20 protein-coding genes and 1 pseudogene are annotated in these 25,974 nt (G+C 54.9%); 16 read left to right on the top strand and 5 right to left on the bottom strand.

The features are described 5' to 3' along the window. Position 1 precedes the first annotated feature (1 nt). The 4 genes from C7820_RS11325 to C7820_RS11310 all read left to right on the top strand — a co-directional run bounded on the left by C7820_RS11325 (position 2) and on the right by C7820_RS11310 (position 4,573). Entirely contained in the window at positions 2-706 is a 705-nt protein-coding gene (locus C7820_RS11325) for a response regulator transcription factor (protein WP_089546733.1), read from the top strand. After that, positions 703-1,710: a sensor histidine kinase gene (locus C7820_RS11320; protein ID WP_116231014.1), complete on the top strand. Its 1,008-nt coding sequence runs from the start codon at positions 703-705 to the stop codon at positions 1,708-1,710. The genes C7820_RS11325 and C7820_RS11320 overlap by 4 nt, the downstream gene beginning before the upstream one ends. A gap of 183 nt (positions 1,711-1,893) precedes the next feature. Then, the gene (locus C7820_RS11315) at positions 1,894-2,667 is read left to right on the top strand and encodes an ABC transporter ATP-binding protein (protein ID WP_374954648.1); all 774 of its coding nucleotides are present in this window, start codon (positions 1,894-1,896) and stop codon (positions 2,665-2,667) included. Then, positions 2,642-4,573, top strand: coding sequence for an FtsX-like permease family protein (locus C7820_RS11310; protein WP_116231013.1), 1,932 nt, complete (start codon positions 2,642-2,644; stop codon positions 4,571-4,573). The genes C7820_RS11315 and C7820_RS11310 overlap by 26 nt, the downstream gene beginning before the upstream one ends. 156 nt (positions 4,574-4,729) lie before the next feature. Here the strand turns inward: C7820_RS11310 and C7820_RS11305 are convergent, their stop codons facing one another. Then, on the bottom strand, positions 4,730-5,857 hold the full coding sequence (locus C7820_RS11305) for a glycoside hydrolase family 88/105 protein (protein WP_258875210.1): 1,128 nt from the start codon (positions 5,855-5,857) through the stop codon (positions 4,730-4,732). 148 nt (positions 5,858-6,005) lie between these two features. Between C7820_RS11305 and C7820_RS11300 the strand changes: the two genes are divergently transcribed. Both C7820_RS11300 and C7820_RS11295 read left to right on the top strand, forming a co-directional pair. Beyond that, positions 6,006-6,839 carry an AraC family transcriptional regulator gene (locus C7820_RS11300; RefSeq protein WP_089546737.1) on the top strand — a complete coding sequence of 278 codons (834 nt, stop codon included), beginning with the start codon at positions 6,006-6,008 and terminating at the stop codon, positions 6,837-6,839. Positions 6,840-7,018: 179 nt separating this feature from the next. Next, a complete protein-coding gene (locus tag C7820_RS11295; protein ID WP_116231012.1) occupies positions 7,019-7,432 on the top strand; it encodes a rhodanese-like domain-containing protein in 414 nt (137 codons plus the stop codon). Between the two features lie 128 nt (positions 7,433-7,560). Here the strand turns inward: C7820_RS11295 and C7820_RS11290 are convergent, their stop codons facing one another. Beyond that, the gene (locus tag C7820_RS11290) at positions 7,561-8,175 is read right to left on the bottom strand and encodes a flavin reductase family protein (protein WP_116231011.1); all 615 of its coding nucleotides are present in this window, start codon (positions 8,173-8,175) and stop codon (positions 7,561-7,563) included. Between the two features lie 96 nt (positions 8,176-8,271). On the opposite strand from C7820_RS11290, the gene C7820_RS11285 reads away from it, so the two are divergent. The 8 genes from C7820_RS11285 to C7820_RS11250 all read left to right on the top strand — a co-directional run bounded on the left by C7820_RS11285 (position 8,272) and on the right by C7820_RS11250 (position 20,902). Next, positions 8,272-8,961: an ArsR/SmtB family transcription factor gene (locus C7820_RS11285; RefSeq protein WP_116231010.1), complete on the top strand. Its 690-nt coding sequence runs from the start codon at positions 8,272-8,274 to the stop codon at positions 8,959-8,961. 309 nt (positions 8,962-9,270) lie between these two features. Next, complete coding sequence (locus tag C7820_RS11280) at positions 9,271-10,458, top strand: glycoside hydrolase family 88 protein (RefSeq protein ID WP_116231009.1); 1,188 nt, start codon at positions 9,271-9,273, stop codon at positions 10,456-10,458. Between the two features lie 15 nt (positions 10,459-10,473). After that, entirely contained in the window at positions 10,474-12,207 is a 1,734-nt protein-coding gene (locus tag C7820_RS11275) for an alpha-L-fucosidase (RefSeq protein ID WP_116231008.1), read from the top strand. 186 nt (positions 12,208-12,393) lie between these two features. Next, positions 12,394-14,019: a type 2 periplasmic-binding domain-containing protein gene (locus tag C7820_RS11270; protein ID WP_116231007.1), complete on the top strand. Its 1,626-nt coding sequence runs from the start codon at positions 12,394-12,396 to the stop codon at positions 14,017-14,019. 128 nt (positions 14,020-14,147) lie between these two features. After that, a complete protein-coding gene (locus tag C7820_RS11265; RefSeq protein WP_116231734.1) occupies positions 14,148-15,092 on the top strand; it encodes an ABC transporter permease in 945 nt (314 codons plus the stop codon). A gap of 13 nt (positions 15,093-15,105) precedes the next feature. Next, positions 15,106-15,984, top strand: a complete 879-nt coding sequence (locus C7820_RS11260) for a carbohydrate ABC transporter permease (protein ID WP_105443428.1) — start codon at positions 15,106-15,108, stop codon at positions 15,982-15,984. Between the two features lie 99 nt (positions 15,985-16,083). Beyond that, the gene (locus tag C7820_RS11255; RefSeq protein WP_258875209.1) at positions 16,084-18,474 is read left to right on the top strand and encodes a helix-turn-helix domain-containing protein; all 2,391 of its coding nucleotides are present in this window, start codon (positions 16,084-16,086) and stop codon (positions 18,472-18,474) included. A gap of 178 nt (positions 18,475-18,652) precedes the next feature. After that, the gene (locus C7820_RS11250; RefSeq protein WP_116231006.1) at positions 18,653-20,902 is read left to right on the top strand and encodes a heavy metal translocating P-type ATPase; all 2,250 of its coding nucleotides are present in this window, start codon (positions 18,653-18,655) and stop codon (positions 20,900-20,902) included. A gap of 69 nt (positions 20,903-20,971) precedes the next feature. On the opposite strand, the gene C7820_RS11245 is transcribed toward C7820_RS11250, so the two are convergent. Together C7820_RS11245 and C7820_RS11240 are read right to left on the bottom strand one after the other, a co-directional pair. Further along, positions 20,972-21,847, bottom strand: a complete 876-nt coding sequence (locus tag C7820_RS11245; protein ID WP_116231005.1) for a hypothetical protein — start codon at positions 21,845-21,847, stop codon at positions 20,972-20,974. A 181-nt stretch (positions 21,848-22,028) separates the two neighbouring features. Then, positions 22,029-22,400 (bottom strand): ArsR/SmtB family transcription factor, encoded by a 372-nt coding sequence (locus C7820_RS11240; protein WP_076167400.1) that lies wholly within the window; start codon positions 22,398-22,400, stop codon positions 22,029-22,031. Between the two features lie 228 nt (positions 22,401-22,628). Here C7820_RS11240 and C7820_RS11235 point away from each other — a divergent pair, with 228 nt between their 5' ends. Next, positions 22,629-23,153, top strand: coding sequence for a PCYCGC domain-containing protein (locus C7820_RS11235; protein WP_258875208.1), 525 nt, complete (start codon positions 22,629-22,631; stop codon positions 23,151-23,153). Positions 23,154-23,341: 188 nt separating this feature from the next. Here the strand turns inward: C7820_RS11235 and C7820_RS11230 are convergent. Then, a pseudogene (locus C7820_RS11230) lies at positions 23,342-24,330 on the bottom strand (aldo/keto reductase). 161 nt (positions 24,331-24,491) lie between these two features. On the opposite strand from C7820_RS11230, the gene C7820_RS11225 reads away from it, so the two are divergent. Next, a complete protein-coding gene (locus tag C7820_RS11225) occupies positions 24,492-25,934 on the top strand; it encodes a serine hydrolase domain-containing protein (protein WP_116231004.1) in 1,443 nt (480 codons plus the stop codon). The last annotated feature ends 40 nt before the right edge of the window (positions 25,935-25,974 follow it).

Below are 25,974 nucleotides of genomic sequence, written 5' to 3'. Positions count from 1 at the left end.
TTTGTTTCGTATATTCATTATCGAAGATGACGCCAAAATCTCCTCCATGCTGAAGGCGCATGTGGAGAAATACGGGTATGAGGCGGCGGTGCTGGAGGATTTCGACCGGGTGATGGAACGGTTTGAATCTTTCCAGCCGCATCTCGTTCTGCTGGACGTCAATCTTCCGAAGTTTGACGGCTTTTATTGGTGCCGGCAGATCCGGCATGTGTCCACATGCCCGGTGCTGTTCATTTCGGCGCGCGACAGTGAAATGGACCAAGTGATGGCGCTGGAGAACGGGGCGGACGATTATATAACGAAGCCTTTTGCTTATGAAGTGGTGATGGCCAAAATCCGCAGCAGCCTTCGCCGTGCCTACGGCTCTTATTCCGGCAGGCAGGAGGAGCGCAAAGTAGAGGAGCCGGGCGGACTGACGCTGTATCCGGAACGGTTTATTCTGTCATCAGCCGGCGCCAGTGTAGAGCTGACACAGAAGGAATCGATGCTGATTGAAGCGCTGATGAACCGGGCCGGCCGAGTCGTCAGCCGCAACCGCCTGCTGGATCTGCTGTGGGAAGATCATCACTTTGTCGATGACAACACACTGAACGTCTATATGACCCGGCTGCGCAAGAAGCTGAAGGAGCTAGACATGGAGGAGCGGATCGAAACGGTACGAGGAGCCGGCTATGTGCTCCGTACCATGGGAGAGGAGACGCCGTGAGGCTGTTTTTGAAAGAGCACATCCCGCTTCTGATCGTATACCTCGTGCAGATCATCCTGGTCGGAACGCTGTTTTGGCTGGGGTCGGATACGCATTCCGTCTCCATCCCCCTGTACAGCGCCGTCCTGATAACGGTTCTATTATTCGTTTATTTAACCTACAGGTATTTGAGCCACCGCCGCTTATACCAGCGGTTGTCGGAGCCGGCCGGGACGCTGGACCAGTCCCAGAACGAAATCGGGGAGACCCCGCTGGCCGATGCGCTGCATGAGCTGCTGGAGAATCAATTTCAGCTGTATCAGAATGAGCTCTATGATACGAGGCAGCGGCTTGCGCTTCACACCGCTTTTATCAACCGGTGGGTGCACCAAATGAAGACGCCGATCTCGGTCATCCAGCTGACGCTGGAGGATATGGATTTGGACGACGAGGTGGAGGGCAGCATTCAGGAGGAGCTGGACAAGCTGCGCAAGGGATTGGAGATGGCACTGTATACATCCCGGCTGGACCGGTTTGAGCATGACTTTCGGGTCGATGCCATTCCGCTCCGATCTGCCGTCCAGGAGGCTGTGGCCGACAACCGACGCTGGTTCATCCGCAATCGTCTTGTACCGGACATCCGGATCGATGAGGAGCTGGCCGTCTACTCGGACGCCAAGTGGCTTCATTTCATGCTGGGTCAAGTGATCACGAATGCTGTAACGTATTCGTCCGGCCGCGGTGAGCGAGTAGTGTTTGCAGCCAGCCGCCGCGAAGCCGAAACGGTGCTGGAAATCACGGATCAAGGCGTGGGCATCCGGCCCGAGGATTTAGGGCGGGTATTTGAACCTTATTACACGGGAAGTACGGGCCGGAACTACCACGAATCGACGGGAATGGGTCTGTACCTGGTCCGCGAGGTGTGCAGTCGGCTCGGTCACCGCGTAGAAATCAATTCAGCTCCCGAACAGGGGACGACGGTAAGGTTCGTTTTTGATGCGCGGCCGTTGCGGCCATCTGTCTAACAATCGCAGAGGGAGAGAGGGCGCTTTGATGAAATGTCATGGCGTCCTTTTTTTGCGGTGAGGGACCCCGAACATATCCTTACGAAGGTTTAAGATTGGCGTAAGACGAATCCATAGTTTCGGCTGCGGGTTATGCTTTACAGTAGAGGTATCACAGAAGACAGACAAGAAAGGAGCATTCCTGTGACGGATATATTGAAAGTGACCGGCTTGAGCAAAGTCTATCCGGGCAAAGTAACCACCCGCGCATTAACGAATATTCAGCTGACGATCAAGCAAGGCGAATTTGTCGGCATTATGGGGCCCTCGGGAAGCGGCAAAACGACGCTGCTGAACATGGTCTCCACGATCGATGCGCCGAGCTCCGGGGAGGTGCTGATCAACGGGCAGAATCCCCACAAGCTGAAGAAGAAGGAACTGGCGGGATTCCGTCGGCGCCAGCTGGGCTTTGTTTTTCAGGACTTCAACCTGCTGGATACCCTTACCGTGGCCGAAAATATCGTGCTTCCACTTACGCTGGACCGGGTGAAGCTGCCGGATATAGAAGCGCGGCTAACGCGGATTGCAGACAAGCTTGGCATTACCGATATTTTAAACAAACGCACCTATGAGATTTCCGGCGGACAGCGGCAGCGTGCCGCCATCGCGCGGGCGATCATCCCTTCGCCGTCCCTGCTGCTCGCCGATGAGCCGACCGGGGCGCTGGATTCCGCATCCTCCCGCAACGTGATGGAGACGATGGAGAAGCTGAACGTCGCCGACCGCGTGACGATGATGCTGGTAACGCATGACCCCCAGGCCGCAAGCTACTGCCACCGGGTGGTTTTCATCAAGGACGGCGAGCTGTCGGGAGAAATTCACCGGGGAGAGAGCCGGCAGGCCTTTTTCCAAAAGATCATCGAGATGCTGTCTTTCCTGGGAGGTAACGCACATGAGCTTTCCTCAATTCGCGTTTAACAACGTCAAGCGCAACGCCAGGGCTTATTTCGCTTACTACCTCAGCAGCAGCTTTATGGTGATGGTGTTTTTTACGTATGCTTTGTTTATTTTCCATCCGGACATCAACAAGACCGAGCTTGGACACACGACGATGCTGGTCATGCTGATTATGGAGTACATCATTTACATTTTTTCATTTCTGTTTGTGCTCTACTCGATCGGGGCTTTTCTGAAGGCAAGAAACAAGGAATTCGGCATCCTGACGATTCTGGGGGCGGAGCAGGGCCAGATCAGCCGCCTGGTCTTCATCGAAAATATGATCATCGGCGCATCGTCCATCGTGACCGGGATCGGCAGCGGCCTCATTCTATCCAAGCTGTTTCTGCTGCTGAGCGCAAAGGTAGTGGGCATGGAGAAGCTGGGGCTGTACCTTCCGGTCAAACCGGTGCTGCTGACGGTGGCCGCGTTCGCCCTGCTGTTCATCGCGATTTCGGCGTTTACGCTGATCCTGATCCGCCGCAATCACGTCCTGAATCTGCTGCAGGGGTCGAATCGGCCGAAAACCGAACCGAAGGCGTCCATCCTGATTTCCTTATTCGGGATCGCCCTTCTGGCCGCAGGCTATATGTCACTCCGGGTGAATCTCGTTCTCGCCGCTGTTACCGGGATTGCGGGGACGTATTTCTTTTTCACGCAAATTACCGTGCTCGTCATGCGTCTCTTGAAGCGCAGCCGCAGGTGGGTGTGGAAGGGGACGAACCTGATCTGGATTTCGGAAATGGCCTATAAAATGAAAGATAATGCGAGAGTGCTGTTCATGGTGACGGTCGTCACAGCAATTTCCTGCATGAGCGTCGCGTTCGTGATGTCCATCAACGAGACGAATAAAGATAATTACAGGGCGAATCCGTATGCCATCCGGCTTTCGGTGTATGACGACACAAGCGTGAAGGGGGACTTGGCCCTGATCGACCAATCGCTGAGCCGTCAAGGCATTACCTATCAGACGATTCGTACGGAGCAATATTTTAGCGTGGTGGAGGATAGAACCTCTTCAGTCTCGGTTATGCCGCGGTCCATGTACAATCAACTTGCGGAAGCCGCCGGTGCACCGAAGGTTGGCAAGCTGGATTACCATCAGGCGGTGCATGTCATCCCTGCCACGGAGGTATCAAGGAAGCGTCCGGATTGGTACGACCTCAGGAAGATTACGCTGCGGGATACGAAAGCCGAGCTGGACATCACCGATACGATTAAGCCTGACGTGAACGTGTCGCCTACCGTATCGGATATGCTGGTTATTTCGGATGATGAATATCAGGTGCACAAGAAGCTTCTGTCCTCTGAGCCGAAATCTAACCGGATCCAGGGCAGCGTCGTGTATATGATTCCCGAATGGTCGACAGGTACCGTTCCTGCGGAAGGAGATCCGGAAATCAGCATTGGCATGAAGCTGAAGCAGGAGGGGATCGACAGGGAATTGAGCGGCCAATCCGAAAACATCATCAGCGCCCGGGGCGGGGATTACTACTCGTTGAGGCAGTCCTTCGCGATGATGAGCTTTGCCGGAATTTTCATTACGGCGGTTCTGTCCATTTCCTCCGCTAGCTTCCTGTATTTCAAGCTGCACCATGAGCTGACACAGGATCAGCGGATGTACCAGTCGATGTCCAAAATCGGCCTGAAAATCCAGGAAATGAGCCGCGCCGCAACGCTGCAGATCGCCGCGCTGTTCTTCGTTCCGATCGTGGTGTCGGTCATACAGACGCTCGTTGTGCTGAATGCCGTCCGTAAGGACTTCGGAGTCGGGGAAGTGAATTCGTCCGTTCTGCTCGCTTCGATCGCTTTTGTCATCGTCCAGATGGTGTACTTCCTGATCGTACGCTCGCGTTACGTTCACAAGCTCAAGCGTGTGATGGTGTAAAATGAAGAAAACCGTCTCCCTCCCGGTACATCCGGTGTGGAGGCGGTTTTTTTTCTTAAACTCGAAGTCCGGAAAATCATAGCTGAGCTGAGGATCGTACCTAGGAAACGGACTCAAACGATTTGGGCGCGGGATCGGCTTGCTCCGGTTCAGCCCTCAGCCTGCTTTCTTTGCCAAGTTCATTTCCGTGCACATCAGAATAAAAGCGCCGGCGCCGTGGAGGTCGTTCTCGCTCGTAGGGCGGGCAATGTAGTGGGCGTAGTCCCCAATGCCTGTGCCGATGCATATTTGGCCGATGATCACACGTCCGTTCTCGTCAAATTTCAGCGTGTCGATGACGCCCTGGTATCCTTTCCAGGCGTACGCTAGATAACTTTCGTCCAAATAACCGAACCGCACCGCTTTGGCAATGGCGTGTACGTACAGGGCGGTACAGGAACTTTCCAGCCAGTTGTCCGGGCGGTCGCCCTTGTCGACAACCTGGTACCATAAGCCTGAGGCTGGATCCTGGTATTTCGGCAAAGCCGCGAGCAGATCCTGCAGGATGACGGTTAGCGCGGCTTTGTCTTTATGATCCTCTGGCAGGTATTCGAACATTTCCAGCAGGGCGACAGGATACCAGCCAATAGCGCGTCCCCAGAACTCCGGAGCGAGCCCCGTTTCCGGATCGGCCCAGGACGCTTCTTTGGTTTCATCCCATCCGTGGTACATGAGTCCGGTGCCCGGGTCCTTGGTATGCTTCGACATCAGGATCGCCTGATAAGCCATCATGTCAAAGTATTCGCTGTCGCCGAACGTCCTGCCGAACTGAACGGCGATCGGTCCGGCCATGTATAGGCCGTCCAGCCACATTTGATTCGGGCAGTGCCCCTTGTGCCAGAATCCGCCCGACGGGTTGGTTCTCCATGACTTCAGCAATGGTGCAAGCGTGTGCAGCGCTTGTTTGTAACGTTCGTCTCCCGTTTGTTCAAACAGGTTGAAAAGAAGCACACCAGGCTGGATGTCATCGAGCTCATCGGGGTTGTACTTTTTGATGCTGCCGTCGGCGAGAATCTGACTGTCCACCCAACGTTTAATGTAGTCAAAATATTGATCTTTACCGGTTTGCCTCCAGCATTTCTCCATGCCCGACAGAAAGACCCCCTGGTGATAATGGAAACGGTCCGGCGGAAGCTGTTCGGGCTCGAATTTGGCCATTAATGCTTCACAGGCTTGTTCGGCCCATTGAATGGGCGTTCTTTCCTCCTGCAGCTGCTGCGTGGATTGAAGTTCTGACGTGTTCACGGTCTCATTCCTCCTCTTTGTGCTTATGCCTAGATTAGCACAGGAAAATGTACGGTTTTTGCTCGAATACGCAAATTCTTCTTATATCTTGCGCCAATTCGGAAGGAGCGTATAATATAGGCAAACCGGTGGGGAGGTTGGATATAAATTGAGTGAGGTTAACTATGAAAACGCAGAGGGGACCTTCTCGGTGTCCTATCGGAAGGCGTTAAGCCATCATATGCCGTCCAGCCATTTTCACAGTACATACGAAGTTTATTATTTGATGTCAGGCAGCCGCGAATTTTTCATTAAGGACCGGACAATGGTGGTCAGCGAAGGGGATGTCGTCATCGTTCCTCCCAACATTCTGCATCGGACGACCAATGCGGCGATGCCCAGGCATGAACGCCTCGTCGTCAACATTCATGAATGCTTTATGGCACTGAACGGCGCCTATAAGGACATATTGCAGCCGTTGTTCGATCAGGAATACGTCATTGTCAAATGCTCTCCCTATAGCCGGTCCTCCGTTGAGGCGATTTCACGGGGCATTATCCAGGAGGTGCAGGACCAGCGACCGGGCTTCGACATGTACGCACAGGCCTTGGTGCTGCAGCTGCTCATCCTTTGCTGCAGGCATGCGGGCCAAGCTCTTCCGGAGAGACCGGAAGCGCCTAGCCCCATGCATGAACGGATCTCGGAAGTCGTCCATTATATCAACCAGCATTATATGCAGGACCTGACGCTTCATGGGTTAGCAGAAAGGTTTTACACCAGCCCCTATTATTTGAGCAGGTTTTTTAAGGTTGCTACAGGTTTTACCTTTGTAGAGTATGTGAACAGCGTCCGAATCAAGGAAGCCAAACATCTGCTCGAGCAGACGACTTTGAAGGTAAATCTTATTGCCAGGAAGGTGGGTTTCGGGAGCGTTACGCATTTTGGCCGGGTGTTCAAATCGGTTACGGGACATGCGCCTTTATATTATAGAAAGGGAAAATAGATATGATCCTGCATTGACAATTTCCTCCCCGGAGTTATAATCAAATTTGTTAATGACTTATAGAAAATGTTAATGGATGCTTGTCCGATTAGCGCCTTTTGCTGTATGGCGGCACTATGCTGCTGTGAAGCGGCTAAGGACATGATCCCTCGCTACAATATAACCAGGGAGGAAAGCGGATGATTTGGTTGTTGCTGGCAGCCGTTATCGTCATTGGAGTATGGCTGCTCCGGAATATCCTGCCTGTCCATGGTCTTACGCCCATCCATCCCGACGATTTGAAGGTCATCGCCAGGGATCAGGAAGACATCAAAATGCTGGACGTGAGAGATCCGGTGGATTATTTGCGGGAGCATGAGAACGGTACGGTCAATATTTCGCTCGGCCGGCTGCCGTATCTGTGGAAAAAGGAGCTCTCCACCTCCGAGCCGGTTGTGATTCTGGGAGGCAGCAATCGGCAGAGCAAACAGGCTGCCCGATTCTTGAAACGGGTCGGCTTCCGTCAGCTGTATATCGTCAAGGATGAGCCGGGACGGAAAAACCGCCAGGGCCAGACGGGGACGGCAGTATGCTGCTCCGATTGCTGCCGCTGATAGGAAATAAGCAATAAACGCAGGCATACGTTAGAATTTCAGCCGGCAAGCCCTCAAAGACAGTGCGTCTTTGAGGACTTTTTTTGTTTAGAGATATCCGGTTGAATAAACATGGTGGCAAAAAGGGCTCACGTTTCCGACCGGAAGGTCGCTCCCAACGGATCTCCCAGCCCGAAGTAGTGACGGAAATTGTAAATGAGCGGATTCCAGCGCCGGGGGTCGATATGATGTTCTCCAATAAGGATGTCGCTATGGGCATGGACCCGGACAGCGCGGGTTTCCACGATCGCGAAGAACGGATCGTATTCCGGAACCGTCATCCGCTGAACATGTGCTTCAATCTGGAGCGGGCATTCGGATATGCGCGATGGCTGCACGACCTCGGAATCGACGGGAGTGAAGCCGCCTGCGGCGAACTTATTCTTTTCGTGCGTAAACCCGATGGCTTTCTTGAACTCAGGGACAACAGTCCTCCCGGTATAAGGGGCGATTCGCTCCACGTTCTCCCACAGCGGGGCGGAAGGAAGATTGATGACGCATTCCGGGCGAAGGGTCAAATTATCATAAGCCTTGCTGCTCGTTGAAATGCCAAGGACGATGTTGTCCCCCAGCGCAAAGGAAGAAGAAATCGGGCTGATATTGATTGTGTGGTCTTCGTTACGCGTGGTGATCAGGATGACAGGCATGCCGTAATATAAAATTTTCGGGGTGATGGCACGGGTTTGCGGGTCTGCTGCAGTCATATGGCAAAACGCCTCCTTGTTGATATGTACTTGAACATTGTAACCGGTTCATATTACAATGTTCATCGAAATGTGGAATGCAAAGGAGGGGGCAGGATGAAGGCAGGACCGGTTGCGGCTCATCCCGCGGCCATGATCAGTGATCCATCGCGTGCGGCGATGCTGACCGCCATGATGGACGGACGGTTCCATCCGGCGAGCGAGCTGGCCTATATGGCGGGAGTCACCCCGCAGACTGCGAGTTACCACTTGGCCAAGCTGGAAGAAGCGGGGATGATCGCCATGCACAAGCAGGGAAGGCACCGGTATTACGGCTTGAAGAGCCATGATGTGGCTGCCGTGGTGGAGACGCTGCTATTGCTTGCGCCGCCGGTTGAGATCAAGTCGCTGAGGCAATCCGAGGAAAACCGCCACCTGCGGCGGGCGAGAACCTGTTACGATCATGTTGCGGGAGACCTTGGCATCCGCCTAAGGGACGCGATGATCGAAGCCGGCGTCATCCGTGAGGAAACAGACGCCTTTGCTGTTACCGGGGAAGGGGGCGCCTTCTTCGAACATATGGGCATCGATATGGAAGCGGTCCGGAAAAAGCGGCGCAGCTTCTGCAGCAAATGCCTCGATTGGAGCGAGCGCACGCCGCATTTGGCCGGCTCGTTAGGCAGCGCGATGCTTGAGCGGCTGCTCGAGCTGGGATGGCTGCGGCGCATGGAAGGAACGCGGGCGCTGCATATTACCGACGAAGGGTCCCGCGGACTGCGGGAAACTTTTCATATCGAGATCCCCTGACCCTGAACTTCAAACGATCCGTGTATTGCGGAGCTTTCACGAGCCGCCGCTGCCGGGTCGTTTTTTCGTGCTCGGCTCGATGCCGCTGTAAGCTTGTAGACCTTGTAGACCTTGTAGACATCGGTTTCGATCCCGGCTTGAAGACCTTCCTGACGTTTTTTTCGGAGACCGACGAATTTTCAGATCCTGCTGCAACCAGAAAAAACGGCAGTGCTACCACGAATAACGGCGATTGTGAAGAGTGCATGGCCTGTTTACAATTCAGTTCATGACGAACGCCAATATCAACAATCATGGAGGGTGGCAGCGATGAAGCAGGTGAAGGACGAGGACATCAAGAATTCAGGGAGGTATAAGGAGGACTCCGGGCTTACGCGGGAAAGGTGCCTGGAGGCTATGGAATTTATTCGGCGCCAGGTGGACCGGAATCTCCAGACATTTCAGGACACGTTTCCGTCGGAGGCCAGCACGAATCTGGTATACCGGCAGACCGGTAATACGGAGTGGACGCCGGCATTCTGGACCGGGATGCTGTGGCTCGCTTACGAAACGACCGGCGATGCCAAGTACCGCGCCGCCGCGGAAGGCCAGCTGGACAGCTATCGCAGGAGAGTGGAGGAACGGCGCCATACGGACACGCATGATTTAGGATTCCTATACACGCTGTCCTGCGTGGCATCCTACAAGCTGACCGGCAGCGAAGAGGCCAAGACACTCGCCATGCAGGCAGCGGATCTTCTGATGGAACGTTACTGGGACAAGGCGGGAATCATCCAGGCTTGGGGAAATCTCCAGGATCCCAGGCAGCAGGGGAGGATCATCATTGACTGCCTCATGAATCTGCCGCTGCTGTACTGGGCATCGGACGTCACCGGTAACCCCAAATATAAGGCTGCGGCCGAGTCGCACGCCCGGAAATCGGCGGAGCACCTCATTCGGGAGGATGCGTCCAGTTATCATACCTTTTATATGGATATCGCATCGGGACTGCCGAAGTACGGCTCCACCGCGCAGGGGCATGCGGACGATTCATGCTGGTCGCGCGGACAGGCGTGGGGGATTAACGGCTTTCCGCTCTCCTACCGTTACACCGGCGATGACAGGTACCTGCAGTTGACGTCCAGGCTGGCGAATTACTTCCTGAACCGGCTTCCGCAGGACGGGGTATGCTACTGGGATCTTGTATTTACGGAAGGGGATGAGGAGCGGGACAGCTCCGCTGCGGCGATTGCGGTCTGCGGCCTGATCGAGACCGCGGAGCATCTGCCGCTGACCGATCCGCTGAAACGGCTGTACGAAAATGCCGCCCTGCGGATTTTGAAATCCTTGATCGATCATTATATGACATGGCACGTGCCGGAGTCGAACGGCATTCTGCTGCATGCGGTATACAGCAAGCCGGGCGGAAACGGCGTCGACGAGTGCTGCATCTGGGGCGACTATTACATGTACGAGGCACTGGTTCGCGTAACCCGGGACTGGAAGCCGTATTGGTAGAAGGGGGCAACACGTATGGGAGAGCAAGAAGTGCACAAGAGAAGTGATCCGGCGACAGCATGGTGGACGGATGCGAGGTTTGGCATGTTCATCCACTGGGGACTGTACGCAGCGCTGGCCAAGGGCGAATGGGTCATGTACGCCGATAAGATCCCCGTCCGCGAGTACGAGAAGCTGGCCGGTGATTTTAATCCGCAGCAGTTTGACGCGGCAACCTGGGTACAGCTGGCCAAAGACGCGGGGATGAAATATATCGTTATCACGGCCAAGCATCATGACGGGTTTGCAATGTTCCATTCCAAGGCCGATCCCTTCAACATCGTGGACGCGACTCCGTTTGGGCGCGATCCATTGAAGGAGCTTGCCGAGGCTTGCCGCGAGGCGGGAATCGTACTCTGCTTTTACTATTCGCATGTGATTGACTGGCATCATCCCCATTCGCTGCACAAAGAGCATAACAACACCTGGGATTACAAGCTGGCGGAGAAGCACTTTCCCGAATACTGGGAAGGCAAGGCGAAGCCGCAGCTGAAGGAGCTGCTCACTTCTTATGGGCCGGTCGGCCTGCTCTGGTTTGATACGGCTGGCGGGTTATCGGAAGCGGACAGCCGCGATATCGTGGCCTTTGTGAAAGGTCTGCAGCCGGACTGCCTCATCAATTCCAGGGTGTCGCACTTTATCGGCATGGGCGATTATGTCTCCAAGGGCGATAACGAGATCGGGATGAGCGGTGAAGATCAGCGGCCGTGGGAAACGCCGATGACCCTGAACCAGTCATGGGGCTACACGGACCGGGACCAGGTTTGGAAGAGTGCGGAGGCGGTGATCAAGAAACTGGTAAACGTCATTGGCAAGGGCGGTAACCTGCTCTTGAACGTCGGTCCAACGCCGGAAGGGACGATTCCGGAGCTGTCCGCAGAGCGACTGCGGGAGGTCGGAGAATGGACGCGGCGGAATAGCGACGCCATTTACGGTACCGAAGGCAGCCCGTTTCCGGCCGAGCTGGAATTTGGAGCGGTGACAACCCGCCCGGGACGAGTGTATGTGCACGTTCATAACGACAAATGGCCTGCAGATGGCTTGGTGATGCACGGCATCCGCGGCGAGGTATCGCGTATATACTGCCTGGCCGATCCGCAGAAAAAAGAACTGGCGTTCCGGCAATCGGTTGACGAGGGGCTTGATCTGCATGTGCTTAAAGTGGAGCTTCCAACCGAACCGGCTGACGAGCATGTGACGGTTATTGCCCTGGAAATGGCCGGGGAGCCTGATTTCGACCGGACGTTAACGCAGCTTGACGGCGGCCGGCTGCAGCTGGATGTCCCCCAAGCGAGTGTAACCCTTGTCAGGGAAGAAGACGAGGCAGCGGGGATTCCGGCGCTGCGGCAGGCGGAGTGGACCTTCAAGCTCGTTCAGCCGGGCACCTATGAACTGGTGCTGATCAGCTTCAAGCGGTACGATCAGGATTGGCCCGGGCTGTATCCGGAACCGGTCGTCTTGGAGACGGATGGAAGCTGCCTGGTTACCGATCCGGCGGAAGACGGGGAGGATCCGGATTCTCCATCATGCCAGCATCCCTACATCCCGATCCGGTCCCGATTAGGACAAGTTACGTGGCTGGAGCCCGGAATCCATAGACTGACGCTCCGTTCTTCCAAACTGAAGGACCCGTCTCCCAAATTCACGGAAATCTGGCATGCCGACGGGGTAAAGCTGCGTGCCGTAAGGCTTGTGCGGGTCCAGGATTAGCCGCCCGGATGAAGAAAAGTTAAGGCAGCATTAAAAAAATCAGTCCGTCATCTTACGAAAATACTGCGCTCCTTTCAAAGCGGCAGTATCGCGGGAACAGGCAGGTTCCCTATACTTTGGGTACCGGCAGCTTCACATAAATCAGAGTCCGGTCAACTGGATTTATTTCAAAAAGGAGGCGCTTACATGAGAAAAAAAGCAGCTAAAAAATGGGGCACTGCGGTGCTTGCAGCCGCCCTGGTTCTGTCGCTTGCGGCCTGCGGCGGCACCTCGGGGAACGATCAGGCGAAAGGGGAGGCGTCCACCAGCGGAAAAACAGCCGAACCGGAAAAATTAACCCACCTGACCTATTGGGTCAGCATGCACCCCGCTGCAGCCGCCCAAATGAAAACGTACGCGGAAATGGGCATGTATAAGGAACTGGAACGGATCACTGGCGTTAAAGTGGACTTCCAGCATCCGCCGACCGACTCCACCCAGGCTCAGGAGCAGTTCAACCTCATGATGGTCTCCGAGAAACTGCCGGATGTGATCGAAACTTCATGGATCGGGTATCCGGGGGGACCGGAGAAAGCGATCCAGGACAACAAAATTATTAAGCTGAACGATTTGATCGACCAATATGCACCGAATTTGAAAAAACTGCTGGATGAGCATCCCGACTGGAAAAAGCAGGTGACCACCGACGACGGAAGCCTCTATATGTTCCCGTTCTTCCGCGGCGGCGATAAGGTCCGTGTCTTCTACGGCCCGTCGATCCGCAAGGATTGGCTCGATAAGCTTGGCCTTCAGACGCCGACGACGATCGACGAATGGCATGAAGTGCTCAAGGCGTTTAAGGAGAAGGATCCGAACGGCAACGGGAAAGCCGACGAAATTCCGCTGTATTTTACGAAGGACGATATCGGCACGGATGCGCCTTTCCTTGGCGCATGGGGCATCAACTACGGCTTCTACCAGATCGACAACAGCGTCAAATACGGACCGATCCAGCCGGAGTACAAGGAATTCCTGGCCACGATGAACCAATGGTATAAGGAAGGGCTGCTCGACAAGGATTTCGCCGCTCCGAACGACAAGCTGTTCGATGCCAAAATGACCGGCAACCAGCTGGGCGCGGCTCCAACGTATAACGGCGGCGGCATCGGCAAATACGCCAACCTGATGAAGGATAAGGATCCGAAATTTAATCTGGTGGCCGCTCCGTATCCGGTACTGAACAAAGGCGATAAGCCGATTTGGGGGCAAAAGGATTTCGCCACGAACGGCATCGGCGCCGCCATCTCGACCAGCAATACGAACCCGACCGAAACGGTCAAGTGGCTGGACTATGCCTACGGAGAACAGGGCAATCTCCTGTTCAACTACGGCAAAGAGGGTGAAGCATACACGATGAAGGACGGCAAGCCGGTCTTCCTGCCTGAGGTGCTGAACCCGCCTAGCGGCGTCAGCCTCCAGCAATCCTTTGCAAAGCATAACCGTTCAACGTGGAGCGCTCCGTTCGTGCTGAGCGATGAATTCCAGATGCAGTATTTGGCCCTCCCGAACCAGAAGGAGGCCTTGACCGTATGGTCCCAGCCGACTGGGGAACGCAAAATGCCGCTCGTGACGCCGACCAAGGACGAGAGCTCCCAATTCGCTTCGATCATGACGGACATCAACACGTATAAGGACGAGATGTTCCTCAAATTCATCATGGGCGCGGAGCCGATCGACAACTTCGATAAGTACGTGAAGAAAATCGAGGCGATGGGCATTAACGACGCAATCAAAATCCAGCAGTCCGCCCTTGACCGGTTCAATAAGCGTTAATCCAAAAGCATAAGGCGGCGAAGATGCCGGGCAGGGGATGTCCGCTTCCCGGCTCGCCCCTTGTTCCAACACCACATTCCGCAGGAAAGGCAGGGGGTTACATGTGGCAGGTAACCGATAAGAAACTGATGAAGAAGCGCCCGCTGCGCAGCCGGACCGATCTAACCACGGGGCAAACCATCCGGAAGGATCTCCGCCGCAACTGGATCATTTATCTCATGGCGCTCCCCGTCATTGCGTATTACTTGATCTTTCATTACGGACCGATGTACGGTCTCCTGATCGCCTTTAAGGATTACTCGCCGGCACAAGGGATCTGGGGAAGCCCATGGGTCGGCTTCAAGCATTTTGACAGCTTTTTTAACGGCATTTATTTCTGGAGGCTCATCCGCAATACGGTCCTCATCAACTTCTATGATCTGCTGTTTGGTTTTCCGGCGGCAATTCTGCTGGCGTTGCTGCTGAACGAGATCCGCAAAATGGCGTTCAAGCGATTCGTGCAGACGATTTCCTATTTACCGCATTTCATATCGATTGTCGTGGTCGCGGGGATGATGTTTGACTTCCTAAGCCGTGACGGATTGATCAATCAGCTGCTGGGATTCATCGGCGTCGATCCGATCGATTTTCTGAAGGAGGCCGGCTGGTTCCGCTTTATTTTCGTATCGTCCGGCATCTGGCAGGGCATCGGCTGGGGCTCCATCATCTATTTGGCATCGATTGCCAATATCGACCCGACGCTGTATGAGGCGGCCAAAATTGACGGCGCAAGCCGCTGGAGACAAACGTTCCATATCACCATACCGGGCATCATGCCCACGATTGTCATCATGCTCATTCTGAATATGGGGCACATGCTGTCGGTAGGCAGCGAGAAGGTGCTTCTGCTGTATAATCCGCTGACTTACGAAACGGCCGATGTCATTTCCACTTATGTATACCGAAAAGGGATTTTGGAGGCGAGCTACAGCTTTACCGCGGCGGTCGGCCTGTTCAATTCCGTCATCAGCCTGATTCTGATCGTGTCGGCAAATGCCATCAGCAAGCGCGTGTCCGAAAACAAACTGTGGTAGGAGGGATCGTCCGATGATTGCACAAACGAACGGCGAAAAGGTATTCGGCGTGATCAATACGCTGCTGATGCTGCTGCTTTGCTTCGTTACACTGTACCCGTTTCTGTATGTATTATTTGCTTCATTGAGCGACGCGGCGAGCTTTATCCAGCACCGGGGCATCCTCCTGCGCCCGCTCGGATTTAACTTTGAGGCTTACAAAGCTGTCTTCAAGAACCCGATGATTACAAGCGGGTACCGGAATACGCTGTTTTACGTAGCCGCGGGAACGGCCATTAACCTATTTATGACGGCACTGGGGGCTTATGTGCTGTCGCGCCGGAACCTGTATTTTAAAAACCTGATGATGTTTGCGATCGTTCTGACGATGGTGTTCAGCGGCGGACTGATCCCGACGTACATCCTCGTCGGCAAGCTCGGCATGATGAATACACCATGGGCGCTGCTGATCCCGGGTGCGATCTCCACATTTAACCTGATCATTATGCGGACGGCGTTCCAGGGCGTACCCGTGTCGCTCGAAGAATCGGCCAAAATCGACGGAGCCGGCGAGATGACCATTCTGTTCCGAATCGTCATTCCGCTGTCGATGCCGGTCATCGCGGTCATGATTCTTTGGTATGCGGTTGGGCACTGGAACTCGTATTTTCCGGCGCTGGTGTATTTGCGTGACCGGACGATGTATCCGCTGCAGCTCGTTTTGCGCGAAATCCTCATCGCCAATTCCACCGATTCCATGTCCACCGGCGTGGCAGCGGACGACAAGTATGCGATCGGCGAAACGATCAAATACGCCACCATCATCGTGTCGACCCTGCCGATTATCTGCCTGTATCCATTCCTGCAGAAGTATTTCGTCAAAGGGGTGCTGATCGGCGCCATCAAGGAATAGAAAACTGCCCGGAGCCCTGTCCCTTGCATTATAATGAACATACAAGTTTCATTGATGCGCATGTCGGTCGATACATGAACAAGGTAGGGGGAATGCTTGGTGAAACGGCTGCTTCGTCCGCTTGGAATCGGTCATCTGCGAAGCGTGTGGATGACGATGCTGATTTCCAATCTGGTTCTGCTGCTCATCCCGGTCTCGATGGGAGCCTTCTTGTACACCAAAGTCGAAGCAAGTTTGGAAAGCGGTGCCAACCGTTCCAATCAAGCGATGCTGGAGCAGCTCAAGCTGTCCCTGGACAGCAAATTAAGCGAAGTTCAAAAGCTGGCCCAGCAGATCATTTTCGATCCGAAGCTGGAGTATTTGCTCAAACTGGACCAGGATGCAGGCGGTCCCGACCGGTACCAGTTCATCGAATTTATGCGGAACACCATGTCAAGACAGGGGAGCCTGACGAACTTTATCCTGGATTACTATGTCTATTTCCGCAACAGCGATCTGGTGCTGAGGCCCGGGCTTCTCACCGATTCGCACAAATTTTACGATATGTATTACAGCTATCAGGGCATGAGTTACGACCGCTGGCGGGAAAGCATGCTCACAAGCTTCCATACGATGGATTACCTTCCATCGGCCACGCTGCTGCGTACCGCCGAGTATGATCCGATGCAGAGCATCGAGAAAACGCCGTTGAACGTCATCACCTTTGCTCAGTCGCTTCCGGGGCGGGACCGGCGCGATATTACGGGGACCTTCGTCATTCTGATCGACGAGAGTCAGATTAAGGAAATGTTTGCCCAGATTGAATCCGCGAGCGACAGCTCGATCTACATCGTGAATTCGGACGGCCGCACGATCATGGCGACGGACCGCCAGCCGCTGCCGGGCGAATTGTTGTCCCGGATCACCGGAACCGGCGGGTTGTTCAACCAAACGATTAATGGCGATCAGAAAATGGTATCGTATACCTCATCGGAAAAAGAAGGATGGAAATACGTGCTCGTTACGCCCAAAAGCGTCTTTATGCAGCAGATCATTCTGATCAAGCAGTGGGCGCTGATCCTGTTCGCCCTTTGTCTGGCCGTGGGATTGACCGCAGCCTTCATCTTCGCTTACCGAAATTACAGTCCGCTGCGTAAAACGGTCAATGCCATTCTCAGGGGCAATGAATGGAGCGGAAGGCCGCAGGTCAACGAATACGAGCTGATCCTGCAGTCCATTGAAGGCTCCCTGCATACCGAAAAAAATTTACGCAGCCTGCTCGCCCAGCAGACTCCCGTCATCCGCTCCAATTTCCTGCTGCGCCTGCTCCGGGGGCAGATGGATGTCGACGCGTCCCGGGAAGGCGGCCAGTCACTGCGGTTTATGGATATTACGTTCGTCAGTGACGACTTCTCGGTCATGGTCGTCCAATTGGACAGCATCGCAAGGTTCAACGCGGAGCCGAGCGAGGAGCAGTGGGCGCTTGCCCGTTTTATCGTATCCAATATCGGCACGGACCTGATCGAGTACCCGCACAAGGCGTTTGCCGTTGAGCTGGACCGGGACCGGGTAGCGATCGTGTGCAACTTTGCCGCGGAACAGGCCGAGGGCGGCGAGAGGGTGACCCGTGAGCTGGCCACAGCGCTCAAAGCCATGATCGAGGAACGCTTCAAGATCGATGTGACCGTGGCGGTGGGCCTGCCTCACAGCGGCGCGAAGAGCATCAGCGAGAGCTATGCGGAAGCGGCGTCTGCCCTAGAATTCCGGATTGTTAAGGGCGGCGGGACGATTATTTATTTTCAGGACATTACGGATGTGCACTCCCATTATTACTACCCGGTCGATATTGAGGTACAGCTGATTAATTTCGTAAGGAGCGGCGACGCCGACCATGCCCTGCAGCTGCTGGACACGATTTATGCGATGAATTTCGAGTCGGGCAGTATCACGCCGGAATACGGGAAATGCCTGTTCTTTAACATCACCAGTACATATTTAAAAATAATGAACGCCACGGGCATGGACCAGAATGACATTCTCGGACCCGATATCGATCTGGTGAAGGACATCTTCTCCTATGAAACGGCCGAAGGAATGCATAAACGGATGAAGCGGCTGTATGAAATTTTGGCGGAGAGCATGGTTGCGGACAAAAGCGGCCACAGCGCCCAGCTATTGCAGGACATGGATCAGTTCGTGGATGAGCATTTCACCGATTCGAACATGGGGCTTGGCATGGTGGCGGATCACTTCGACATGACGCCGCAGTACGTCTCGACCTTTTACAAAAAACAGAGCGGGATCAATCTCAGCGACCATATCGCCAAGAAACGGATTGAGCTTGCCAAACGCCATATGGCTGACAAGGAATTCACAAATGCCCAAATCGCGCAATTGGTCGGGTATACGAGCGACGTTGTCTTTATCCGGGCTTTTAAAAAGATCGAGGGCGTCACGCCGGGGAAATACCGGGAGCTGATGATGTCGTGCGTCTCGGATGAGACCGGGTGAGCTGCAGGAAAAGGCAGGGGAACAGCCTCTGCCTTTTTTTCGTTTTTCTCGATAATTGGTGGAAAAGCCCGGAAAAGCTGGTTGACATTCTTCTCCATCCCTGAATATAATGTGCTTAACAAGTTTATATATGAATATATGCTCATATTATATTCGTGACTGGATCGGAGGCATTTAGATGACTGAAGCCGTCTCTAAGGTGAAGCGCGAGCTGCTGCTTGAAGGCTTGGATTGTGCAAACTGTGCCATGAAGATCGAGGATGGGGTCCGGAAGATGGACGGGGTTTCTTCCTGCTCCGTCAATTTCGTCAAGCAGACGCTGACGTTTGAATCCTCAGAAGATCAAGGCCAACTGATATCGGATATTACGAAGAAAATCAAAAAATTAGAGCCGCATGTGAGCGTGCGCGAGCTGGTTCCGAAAGCGGCAGGAAATCATCCGCAAAGGTCGCGCGGCCATCATCATGATGGGCACGCGCATGATCACGGTCATTCCCACGAAGGTCATGACCACGGAGCGGGCGGTCATTCACATGATCATGCCCACGGCCATGATCACGGTCATTCGCATGATCACGGCAGTTCCGGCATCCGGGTCATGTCGATCCGCCTGGCTGCAGGGGCGGTGATCACGGCAGCCGCGATGCTGCTGCCGGTCACGGGGTGGGCCGAGCTCGCCATGTTTCTGGTGGCCTATCTCATTACCGGAGGAGACATCGTCCTGCAGGCGCTCCGCAACATCCTTAGGGGCCAGGTGTTTGACGAGTACTTCCTGATGTCGGTTGCGACGATTGGGGCGTTCTGCGTAGGGCAGTATCCCGAAGGGGTTGCCGTCATGCTCTTCTACCAGATCGGCGAAATGTTTCAGGGCATTGCGGTTAACCGTTCGCGCAAATCCATCAGCGCCATGATGGATCTCCGGCCGGATTATGCGAACCTGAAGACGGGGGACGGAACGAAACAGGTGACGCCCGAGGAAGTCCAGGTCGGCGATTTGATCATCGTCAAACCGGGAGAGAAGATCCCGCTCGACGGCAAAGTGACCGAGGGCCGATCGATGGCGGACACTTCCGCGCTTACCGGCGAGTCCGTGCCGCGTGAACTGGAAGCAGGCGATGAGGTGCTGAGCGGGTTCATCAATAAAAATGGCGTCCTTACGATTGAGGTGACCAAGATTTATGGGGAGTCCACCGCGGCCAAAATTTTGGACCTCGTCCAAAACGCCAGCAGCAACAAGGCCCCTACCGAGAACTTCATCACGAAGTTCGCCCGTTTGTATACACCGGTCGTCGTCATCGTCGCCCTGCTCCTTGCGATTGTTCCACCGCTCGTGATGAGCGGCGCGACGTTCTCCGACTGGATCTACCGGGCGCTGATCTTTCTCGTCATTTCGTGTCCCTGCGCGCTGGTCGTATCGATTCCGCTCGGATTTTTCGGAGGGATCGGCGCCGCTTCCAAAGCGGGCATCCTGGTTAAGGGGAGCAATTACCTGGAAGCCTTGAATGATGTGAAGTACGTCGTGTTCGACAAGACCGGCACGCTGACCAAGGGGACGTTCCGGGTGACCGAAACCCGCCCGGCCCACGACGGAATCAGCCCTGAACAACTGCTGGAATATGCAGCCTTCGCCGAACTTCATTCGAGCCATCCCATTGCCGAATCGATCAGGGAAGCCTACGGGAAAGAAATAGATGCGTCACGCATACAGGACTACAATGAAGCTGCGGGACACGGCGTTCACGTGAAAATGGACGGCGTGGAAGTATTGGCAGGCAACGCAAAGCTGCTCAAGGAGGAAGGCATTGCGGCTCAGCAGCCGGATGCGCCGGGCACCGTCGTGTATGTGGCCGTGAATGGAGAATACGCCGGTTATCTGCTCATCTCGGACGAGGTGAAGGAAGATGCTGCGCAGGCGGTCGGCGCGCTTCAACAGCGGGGCAAACAGACGGTGATGCTGACAGGCGATGCACGCCCGGTGGCGGAGAAGGTCGGGAAGCTGCTTGGCGTCAACGAGGTGCATGCGGAGCTTCTTCCACAGGATAAGGTAGAGCATATGGAACGGCTGAGCCAGTTGAAGCAGCCTAAGGAAAAAATCGCTTTTGTCGGGGACGGCATGAACGATACGCCGGTGCTGGCGAGAGCCGACGTAGGGATCGCGATGGGCGGCCTGGGATCGGACGCTGCCATTGAAGCGGCGGATATCGTCATTATGACCGATGAGCCGTCCAAGATCGTCACCGCGCTTGGCATTGCGCGGCGTACGCGCCAAATTGTATGGCAGAACATCGTTTTTGCGCTGGCAGTCAAAGGGATTTTCCTGCTGCTTGGAGCCTTTGGCATCGCAACGATGTGGGAAGCCGTCTTCTCCGATGTCGGCGTCACCCTGCTGGCCGTCTTAAATGCGATGCGGGTGCTGAAGCTGAAATAAATAACGAGTCGATATGAACGGGCGGTCCGCTGTGTGCGGTGCCGCCCGCTGCCGTTTGAGGAGCTCCTGCTAGTCCCCCGATATTCTTGTCACTTCTCCATAACGCTGCAGCCTGCGCTCCACCTGTTTGGAGACCGCTTCCAGTGAAGCTGGAATGTAGATATTTGAACCGCCGTTTCGCTGTTCTAACGCCTGAAGGGTTTCCCTTGGAATGAAAAACCGCTTTACGAAAAGGAGGGAGCCCTCTTTTTCTTGCAAAAGGCGGAGCATAGAGGAGGAGAATGGCTTTTGTTCCAAGGGGAGCATGATCACGGCTCGGTTATGTTTGCCGGACAGCTGTGCCGTATATGCATCCACTGCTCCCGCCAGAGCTTCGGGCGCCGCAGCCTGAATTCGCTCGGTGCGGAGGCCCAGCCTGCGGAGCTGATCGATAACCCGCTGATGTATGTCGCCCGCTGCAATCACCTGCACACCGCTTTGCGAAACAAGACCGGAAGGACGAAGCCGGACAAGCTCGATTAGGGTGGCCTCCGGTGTTACATATCTGCCTGTAAACAGCATGGTTCCGTTCTTTGAGGAAAGCAGGAGACGGCTTGCCGCAAGTGCGGCTGGTTTATCCTGGGGATCGGCCAGAATGACGACGTCCGGGCTGTTATTCATGCTTCCGTCCGGCCATTGGGTCCTGGAAAACTGCACCGCGGCTTGTACGGGATCCTTTGCCAGCAGCATTGCCGATAAAAGGGACGGATCCAAGGAAGGGTTTCGCCCGGTTTGGCCGTCGCTCCCGTTAACAACCTTAGGTTGTTGAATAGAATCATGACCGAAGAGCGTATCGGCACGTTTTGCATCAGCCACTCCAGCAGGCCATACAAAGCTCCATCCGGCATAAAAGGTTACCGAGAGAAAGAGGAATACGGATATCAGGCTTCTGTTCGTTCTGTTCATAAGGAGCTGCCTCCTGATCAATGGATTACTTGTTATCAGCATTGACTTTTATTGGAGCCGGCAACCCTTGGTTTCTTCTCAGGAAAAAAAGAGGGATGGCGTCGGATGGTTCGGTTGGCCGCGAAAGCAAAAAAAGAAAAGACCCTTCCGCCAAAGGCAGAGGGTCTTGGGTTAGAAATATTTATCCATGCTGGGTATGCTGCAGCGTCTGCAGGAAAATCTGTTCGATGTGCGTATCGTCAAGCGAGTAATAGGCCGTTTTGCCTTCTTTGCGGCGTTTGACGATCCGCAAATTGCGCAAGTACCTCAGCTGGTGGGACACCGCGGATTGGCCCATGCCGAGCAGTGTGGTCAGGTCATGCACGCACAGTTCTCTTTGCAGCAGCGCGTCGATCAGCTTGACCCGCGTGGGATCACTAAAGGCTTTAAACCAATCGGCGACCTGCGAGGCAGCTTGATCATCGATCAGCGCTTCTTTGATTTTGCCCAATTCATTGTCTGAGCCCGTGCAGGTTGCGTCGCATTCCTGGGACGGATGGATGGACTGTTCCATGGCAATCACCTTTCTGTGAAAATCCGGAATAAAGGTTAGATACCTGTATTATATCAAAACGGCACCTTAAACGGAATAATTACTGTTAAGAAAATGTCCATGCCCCCGCCGGTACTCGGGTCTGACATGATCAGGCACTGTGACCTGCTGCGAAGTCATCCGAATTTATATATCCGGCAAGCGGCATGGTATACTATGTAAAATGGACAACAATCAAAGGGGAGATACATGATGATGGGCAGTAAAGCAAGGTTATCTGTGCTCGGAATCGTCCTGGGCGGGCTGCTGGTATCCGGCTGCTCGGATAAAGGCGGCCCAGATTCGGCGGAGCAGACGATGCAGCATGATCACGGCGCACACCAGCAGATGGCCGCAAACGGCGATTTGCAGGAGACGACGGGCGGGAAGGAGCAACTTCCTTCGTTTCTGCAGCCTGCGAACGATACCGTCAGAACGGCCTATATGGCGGCAGCAGGCGTCAAGGAAGTGCTCAGCCAAATTCCATGTTACTGCGGCTGCGGGGAAAGTGCCGGTCACAAGAGCAATTTGAACTGCTTTATTAAAGAAGTCAACCCGGACGGAAGCGTGGTTTGGGACGATCACGGCACCAGCTGCGGCGTGTGCGTCGAGACGGCGCTTACGGCAGCTTCGCTGGTCAAAGAGGGCAAAAGCGTGAAAGAGATCCGCGGCATCATCGACCAGACGTATTCCAACGGGAAATACGCGGCGCCGACGCCAACGCCGGAAGTATAGCGCGGGATAGGGATCTGGATTCCGGCAGCGCCGGATATGGACGACCATACCAAAATACGGGCAACATATGTGCTGAATGCCGAATGGGAGCCCGACCGTGCCTAGGTATAATGCAACCTGTTGACAGGCGCGAGAGTGAGCATGACAAAAAAACAGTCCCGGCCAATATATTCGGCCGGGACTGTTTTTTAATGAGGTTGTGATTCATCCGTAGAACTGCGGACATCACTTGCTTCCCGCTGCATTTCCGGCGTCCAGGACCAGTCGCTGATCTGCGCGGCATCCGTCACGTGATGCACTTTGCTGGCACCGATGATGGCGGCTGTAACCGCGGGCTGATTAAGCACCCACGACAGTGCGTATTGAGAAAGGCTGACTTCGTATTGACCGGCAAGCACCGCGTATTTTTTGACAAGCTCATAATTCCGCTCGGTAAAATACTGCTGCAGCGGCTTCTCCCCGCTGGCGGCGCGGCTCTCCGGGGGGGCATCCCCTGGCGCTTTGTACTTGCCGGAGAGCATCCCGCGCGCCATCGGACTGTATACCATTACGCCGACGTCCTCCGAGGCGCAGAACGGCAGAAGTTCCTGTTCGATTTCCCGGGAGAGCAGGTTGTACTGCGGCTGCACGGAAATGAACTTTTCGAGGTTCATCCGCTCGCTGATCGCATGCGCTTTGGCAATCTGCCAGGCGGCATAGTTGGAGCAGCCGATGTACCTTACTTTTCCCTGCGAACGAGGTCGTCCAGAGCCCGCAGCGTTTCTTCCAGCGGCGTGTGCGGGTCGAAGATATGTACCTGATACAAGTCGATATAATCCGTCTGAAGGCGCTGCAGCGACTTATCGACTTCGCGCAAAATATGGGTCCGCGATAGGCCGCTGTCATTTTTCCCGAACCCCGACCGGATGCCCACTTTCGTCGCCAGAACGACCTGATCCCGTCTGCCCTTCAGGGCACGGCCGATAATGTCCTCACTTTCGCCTGTTCCGTGCGGAACGTCGGCATCCTGCCCCTTGCCGTAATAGTTGGCGGTGTCGATAAAATTGATTCCCTGGTCGATCGCGTGATCCAGGATCCGCACCGACGCTTCCTCATCGATCCATCTTCCAAAAGCCATCGTGCCCAGGCAAAGATTAGATACTTCCAAGCCTGTGCCGCCCAATCTGCGGTACTTCATGACATGTCAGCCTCCCATCTTGATTTGGTATCAGGGATTATAATAGCACAGCAGGACAGGGTCAACGCAAGGCGATAAAGGAGTCCGATTGTAAGCGGAAACAAAATGCTTGAAATTGCTATGCGGCTGCGGTACGTTTGTAACGAAAGGGGTGTGAAACCATGGAAAATACAAGCCTGCAATTACCAAGAAGCAGACCGGAAGCGCTGGGTATTCCCGGGGCGGCCATCCTTGATTTTCTGGACGAGGTACAGGCCAAGGGCATTGAGCTGCACAGCTTTATGCTGCTTCGCCACGGACAGGTGGCTGCGGAAGGCTGGTGGGGGCCTTATGCCCCAGAGCTGCCGCACATGCTGTTTTCGCTGAGCAAGAGCTTTACTTCCACAGCCATCGGTCTCGCGGTACACGAGGGTCTGCTGTCTCTGGAAGACAAGGTCGTTACGTTCTTCCCGGACGACCTGCCGGAGGAAGTCAGCCCGAATTTGGCTGCCATGAGCATCCGGCATCTGCTGATGATGGGCACGGGGAATGACCAGGATACGATGGGGGCCATTGACCGCTGCACGGACGGGAATTGGGCCAAAGCCTTTCTCGCGGCTCCGGTGGAGCATACGCCCGGCACCCATTTTGTGTACAACACGGGTGCAACCTATATGCTGTCGGCCATTCTGCAATCCGTGACCGGGCAGACGCTGCTTCAATTTTTGCAGAAGCGGCTGTTTGAGCCGCTGGGCATTCACAACCCCACATGGGAGTCCTGTCCGCGGGGAATCAACACTGGAGGTTTCGGACTGAGCATCACGACGGAAGACATCGCCAAGTTCGGCCAGCTGTTTTTGCAGCGAGGGGCATGGAACGGCAGCCAGCTGATTCCGGAAGCATGGGTAGAGGAGGCGACCTCGAAGCAGATCTCCAACGGAGACGGCGGAGAAAGCGACTGGGCGCAGGGATACGGCTACCAATTCTGGAGATGCCGGCACGGCGCCTACCGCGGAGACGGAGCCTTTGGCCAGTTCTGCATCGTCATGCCGGAGCAGGAGGCGGTACTTGCTGTCACAAGCGGAACGAACCAGATGCAGGAAGTAATGAACGCCGTCTGGGAGCGTCTGCTGCCCGCGATGGCCGGAGAGGAGCTCCCGCTGGACGAAGAAACGCAGGACCGATTGCAGGAACGGATCCGCAGCCTGGAGCTTGCTCCGCTCGCGTACAGCATTCAACCGGAATTGGAATCCGCCGTCAGCGGCAAAAACTATGTGCTGGACGACAACGACATGAACTGGAGCCGGATTTCGGTCCGTTTCGAGGCCGATCAGGCGGTGGTTGACCTGCATGAGACCGGCGGGAAGCATTTTGCATTGCCTTTGGGACGCGGGAAATGGCTGGAAGGCAAGTCTGATCTGATCATGCCCCGCGAGACCGCAACGGTGTCAAGCTTTACGTGGAAGTCCCCGGATACGCTGGAGCTGAGCATCCGCTTCATTGAGACACCGTTCCATATTACGACGGTCATCCGGTTTGAAACGGAAGACGCCGTCGTGCTCGATCACCGGATCAATGTATCCTTTGGTCCCAATGAGGCTCCGCCCATTACCGGGAGAGCGTGAAGCCCGCGTAGTAATCGTACAAATGTTACGCCTATGAACA

Origin of the sequence: Paenibacillus sp. VMFN-D1, assembly GCF_003386155.1 — a bacterium.
Taxonomy (GTDB): domain Bacteria; phylum Bacillota; class Bacilli; order Paenibacillales; family Paenibacillaceae; genus Paenibacillus_AQ; species Paenibacillus_AQ favisporus.
Note: the sequence above shows the minus strand (reverse complement) of the source record. Positions and strands in the feature narration are given on the sequence as shown.

Bases quoted from the DNA above. Each gene is read 5' to 3' on its own strand.
- C7820_RS11275 (WP_116231008.1), top strand. From the start codon at position 10,474: ATGGGAGAGCAAGAAGTGCACAAGAGAAGTGATCCGGCGACAGCATGG.
- C7820_RS11310 (WP_116231013.1), top strand. From the start codon at position 2,642: ATGAGCTTTCCTCAATTCGCGTTTAACAACGTCAAGCGCAACGCCAGG.
- C7820_RS11295 (WP_116231012.1), top strand. From the start codon at position 7,019: ATGATTTGGTTGTTGCTGGCAGCCGTTATCGTCATTGGAGTATGGCTG.
- C7820_RS11265 (WP_116231734.1), top strand. From the start codon at position 14,148: ATGAAGAAGCGCCCGCTGCGCAGCCGGACCGATCTAACCACGGGGCAA.
- C7820_RS11285 (WP_116231010.1), top strand. From the start codon at position 8,272: ATGAAGGCAGGACCGGTTGCGGCTCATCCCGCGGCCATGATCAGTGAT.
- C7820_RS11280 (WP_116231009.1), top strand. From the start codon at position 9,271: ATGAAGCAGGTGAAGGACGAGGACATCAAGAATTCAGGGAGGTATAAG.
- C7820_RS11240 (WP_076167400.1), bottom strand. From the start codon at position 22,400: ATGGAACAGTCCATCCATCCGTCCCAGGAATGCGACGCAACCTGCACG.
- C7820_RS11290 (WP_116231011.1), bottom strand. From the start codon at position 8,175: ATGACTGCAGCAGACCCGCAAACCCGTGCCATCACCCCGAAAATTTTA.
- C7820_RS11245 (WP_116231005.1), bottom strand. From the start codon at position 21,847: ATGAACAGAACGAACAGAAGCCTGATATCCGTATTCCTCTTTCTCTCG.
- C7820_RS11270 (WP_116231007.1), top strand. From the start codon at position 12,394: ATGAGAAAAAAAGCAGCTAAAAAATGGGGCACTGCGGTGCTTGCAGCC.
- C7820_RS11250 (WP_116231006.1), top strand. From the start codon at position 18,653: ATGACTGAAGCCGTCTCTAAGGTGAAGCGCGAGCTGCTGCTTGAAGGC.
- C7820_RS11260 (WP_105443428.1), top strand. From the start codon at position 15,106: ATGATTGCACAAACGAACGGCGAAAAGGTATTCGGCGTGATCAATACG.
- C7820_RS11235 (WP_258875208.1), top strand. From the start codon at position 22,629: ATGATGATGGGCAGTAAAGCAAGGTTATCTGTGCTCGGAATCGTCCTG.
- C7820_RS11225 (WP_116231004.1), top strand. From the start codon at position 24,492: ATGGAAAATACAAGCCTGCAATTACCAAGAAGCAGACCGGAAGCGCTG.